Source organism: Candidatus Nanopusillus massiliensis, assembly GCF_920984865.1.
In genome coordinates this window covers 448,441-448,767 of the sequence record NZ_OV100765.1, presented here as the reverse complement: position 1 = coordinate 448,767, position 327 = coordinate 448,441, and positions in this window count along the sequence as shown.

Below are 327 nucleotides of genomic sequence, written 5' to 3'. Positions count from 1 at the left end.
ATGAAAGAATAAATGTTTTATTAGAAATATTAGAATATTTAATAAATGAGAAATATAAACTAAAAATTTTTATATATGAAGCTTTATCTGNNAGTTTAAATTTAATTGTTGATAAAGATATAGATATTAAAACATCAAAAGATTTTATAATAAAAGTTATTGGAAGTTTTAGCAAAGACCATATCTTATAAGAAAATTAAAAGATAAAATTCCAAAGGAAAAATTTTCAAAATTATTAAATATATTTTCTTCTAATGGTTTCATATTATAAGGTACAAAATGAAGAAGATTTAATATTGTTTTTAAATCAAGTTGCTAGAGATCCTT